Below are 3,846 nucleotides of genomic sequence, written 5' to 3' on the forward strand. Positions count from 1 at the left end.
AGGTTATTTACGTGTTACTCACCCGTGCGCCACTGTCGTATTACTACAACCGTCCGGCTTGCATGTATTAAGCACTCCGCTAGCGTTCACTCTGAGCCAGAATCAAACTCTCCATAATATTTTTATTATTACACATTTGTTCCATTTTTCGCTCTACACTTTTTTCTTCAAAGTGACCCACTCGCATACATCATAATCTTATCAAAGAACTTTTTTGTCTCTACTTAATTTTATCCCGTTTGTTTCAGCGTTTTATCAATTAAGCGAGGAGAAATTACGTTATTGCCAAGGGCGCTGTCAAGGGTAAATTTGAAAAAAGTTGAATTTTGTTGTTTTTTGTGAAATTTTGGTTGAAAATACCACGGTTTCTCACTTTTCTTCAATAAATGCCCCGCAAATTTAAGCGAAATACGATTTACGGGTGGCGGTTTCGGGGTATTCTAAATTCATAGCCAATACCGAACGATTGAAATCTTTCGCCTAACCCAAATCCCAAACGAGCATCTGTAAATAAATATCCGATTTTACCGACTTTGTGCCCAACAGACATTCCATACATAAATGCCGAAATTTCTTTATTACCGAAAAAACTGCCGCCACCATACAAATCAAACATAAAATTACCCGGACGAATCATAATATTGAGTAAAATCGGCACTGTCATAGTCGTAGCAGTGTCTAATATGGCATACTTAAACCCTCTAAATCCGACAACACTGTCTGCAAATTCGGTGGTCATATACGAAATTTCTCCTCTGATACACAAAAAAGACGTTATCGGATACATAAGACCTAAGCCGAAATTTGTAGAGAAACCGTATCCAACCCACCTTATGAAGCGCAAATTACTCAATGTTTCACCAGAAGCAGAATAATACAGCCCTGCCTCCGTTAAAATATCTCTGTAAGTTTTTGGCGGCGGCACCTCATAACTTTCGATATTCTCGCTTAACGATTGAATATCTTGAATGTCGCCGGCATTAATTGTATGCGTCCGAACGATACCAACTGCAACTAATATTGCTGCCAATATTCTAAGAAACTTTTTCATAACAACCTCCTCGTTAAAGTAGTAAAATTAAGCAAGAACAGTGGAAAAGGCTGTTCTGCCGATAATTCATAATTTTACCACAAATTGTAGAATTGTTCCATACTATCAACAGATACAGGTCGGCAGAACAACCGACAAGGGTTGTTTACCTGTATCTATTGAATAATAAAAATTGCTGAATTATCGGAATAGTTCCAACAATTCTACAACTTGTGGTATAGGGAAAATATGTTTTGTTTTTGATTATTTACGAGATTATTTTTTTTTTTGTGAAAATCGTGCATTTTCATCAAGAAATACGCTGTTTTACGCAAATTCCTTGCTGTATATATAACAACTATCAGAGCATAAGTCCAAATGGTTGTTCCACACAACAGAACTGTCAACATTCGGGTCGGCATCCCAAGACATGCAACCACCGCTATCAATTTTAAGCGAGACACGTTCTTTTTTCTGTTTATTTGCAAAAAAATGCAGATTTTTTATTATTTTTTCTAAAGTTTTGCTGTAAAAATGCCGATAATATATTGGTGCTTATATTTTTAGGGAAATAAGCCGGTGAATGGTAAAGATTGGGTGTTGCCGTTCACTTTCTTAGGGACTTGCGCAGTCCGGTTGCTGTGTTGCTTAGTGCAAAAGACATCAAAACTGCCTTTTTGCATATTATTATTGAGGGGTATGGCAAAAAAATCTAATTGAACTATTGGTGTTTTTTACATTAACAAAAAGGAGTTTGTTATGCTTAACAATCTTAAACTGAGTGCAAAAATTAACGCGCTCGCAACTGTTTTATTGCTGCTTATGGCTATTCTCGGAATAGTCGTCGTCATTCAAATGCAAGGTGCAAAAACGGCGTCCGACCAAACCGCCAACCAAGCGCTTCCTGCAATCAAAATTTCCACGGGAATACTGTCCCAAAAGGGATATTTATGCACCGAAATTCAAGATTTTGCGCGCTCTTCCAGTCCCGAAACAGCAAAAAGGGCGAAAGACGCGTTTAATCAAATTGAGCGCGAATTCCAAAATGCCCACGATTTGCTGAATTCGCTTGGAAACAAAGCGGCTTTACCGTATTTCCAAGGCAAAATGCCGAAACTCGAAGAGGTCGAAAAGTCTTTGAGAACGAACTCCGACTTTGTGTTTGAAGCCGGGGTAAAACAAAACGAATTAAAGAAGTGGCTTATTCCGACCGGCTCGCAAATTATAGTGGAAATTTCCGATATTAAAGCCAAAATGGACAGAGACAGAGACGCTAATATAAACAGTTCGACTGTAAAAGACAGGGATGTTATGTTCGATTTTATAGGCAGCGTGGCGGAAACGGTTATAGGCTTTAATAAGGTTTTATACACAAACGACACAAACGGATTGAAAAACATTTACAAAGAAGTCGATGAAGACCTCGGTTTTGTAAATAAAATTTTGACTTCGGAAACGCTTGGCGCCGCTTTCAAAAACGACGTAAATAAATTGGTCGGCACAATGCAAAACTACCTTGAACAATTTGCCTTATTCGTAAAATTGCAAGAAGAAAGAGACCGGTATTTTCAGCAACAAGTTCAAGAAACGGTTATGCTCAGCGAATACGTGGAGGATTTGATTTCCAACGTTGTCACATCAAACTCCCAAAAGGCGGAGATTACGGTAAAAAATATGAGCGGAAGCATCGTAATTACCGTGGTATTGCTTGCGATTGCGCTTGTTTCGGGTGTTTTTCTCTGCATAACAATTGTTCGTTCCATAGTAAAATGTGTTTCAACCGCGATAAAAGGGCTTTCTTCGGGTAGCGAACAAGTAACGACTGCTTCAAACGAAATATCAAAAGCGGCTCAATCTATGGCGAGCGGAGCAAGCGAACAGGCGGCGAATTTGCAGGAAATTTCCGCTTCTCTTAACGAAATTACCTCAATGACAAAGCAAACCGCAGACAACGCAAAAAACGCAGACGCTTTTGTTCAGGACAGCGTAATAAAAGCGAAGGAAAGCCAAACGGCGATGGATCGTCTTCAAAGCGCGGTTATCGAAATACAACAATCGAGCGACGAAACGGCAAAAATCGTTAAGGATATTGACGAAATTGCGTTCCAAACCAATCTTTTGGCGCTTAATGCGGCGGTCGAAGCGGCAAGAGCGGGAGAGGCGGGCAAAGGTTTTGCGGTTGTTGCGGAAGAAGTGAGAAATTTGGCTCAGAGAAGTGCGGCAAGTGCAAAAAAGACGGCGGAATTGATTGAAAGTTCGCAAAAAAGCAGTTTGCAAGGCGTAAATTTGGCGAAAGATACGGCTATTACAATCGAAAAAATAACGGAAGCGTCAAATAAAGCGTCGGTCATAGTTGCCGAAATAAGCTCGGCTGCCGAAGAGCAAGCGCGTGGTGTGGCTCAAGTAAACAGCGCAGTCGTAAGTATGGACGCCTTAACCCAAGCCAATGCAAGCCAAAGCGAAGAATTAGCGGCAAGCGCCGAAGAATTGAGTTCGCAGGCATTTTCTATGGACGACTGGGTGGACAATTTGGTAGGAGTTATAGATGGAGAAACAGCAAAAACGCTAAGATTAAGCCAACGCAATTCTTTAGTTTCAAACAAATTTTCCGGCAGAGAAATAAGGTATCTTGCGTAGTATAACCGCCGTATTTATTCCGCCGAAACCTGCGGAGAGGCATAAAATAGTGTTGTCTTGTATTGGGGCGAAAGTTTCTTCGCCCCTACCTATACTTGAGACACTGATTTGTTCTTCCCCCTCAAATTCTTCAAAGCCGATTGTTGGAGGTATTTTCCCATACTTCAAAAACTCGGCAG

3 protein-coding genes and 1 rRNA gene are annotated in these 3,846 nt (G+C 40.4%); 1 reads left to right on the forward strand and 3 read right to left on the reverse strand.

Annotated features, from left to right (window positions below):
- A 16S ribosomal RNA gene (locus FWE23_11370) occupies positions 1 to 118 on the reverse strand; the annotation flags it as partial.
- Between the two features lie 297 nt (positions 119 to 415).
- Positions 416 to 1,051 (reverse strand): hypothetical protein, encoded by a 636-nt coding sequence (locus FWE23_11375; GenBank protein MCL2846026.1) that lies wholly within the window; start codon positions 1,049 to 1,051, stop codon positions 416 to 418.
- Positions 1,052 to 1,789: 738 nt separating this feature from the next.
- On the opposite strand from FWE23_11375, the gene FWE23_11380 reads away from it, so the two are divergent.
- Positions 1,790 to 3,667: a methyl-accepting chemotaxis protein gene (locus FWE23_11380; protein ID MCL2846027.1), complete on the forward strand. Its 1,878-nt coding sequence runs from the start codon at positions 1,790 to 1,792 to the stop codon at positions 3,665 to 3,667.
- On the opposite strand, the gene FWE23_11385 is transcribed toward FWE23_11380, so the two are convergent.
- Positions 3,626 to 3,846 (reverse strand): hypothetical protein (locus FWE23_11385; protein MCL2846028.1); only part of this gene is annotated, 221 nt, incomplete at its 5' end. The genes FWE23_11380 and FWE23_11385 overlap by 42 nt on opposite strands.

Source organism: Chitinivibrionia bacterium, from assembly GCA_009779925.1.
GTDB lineage: Bacteria > Fibrobacterota > Chitinivibrionia > Chitinivibrionales > Chitinivibrionaceae > WRFX01.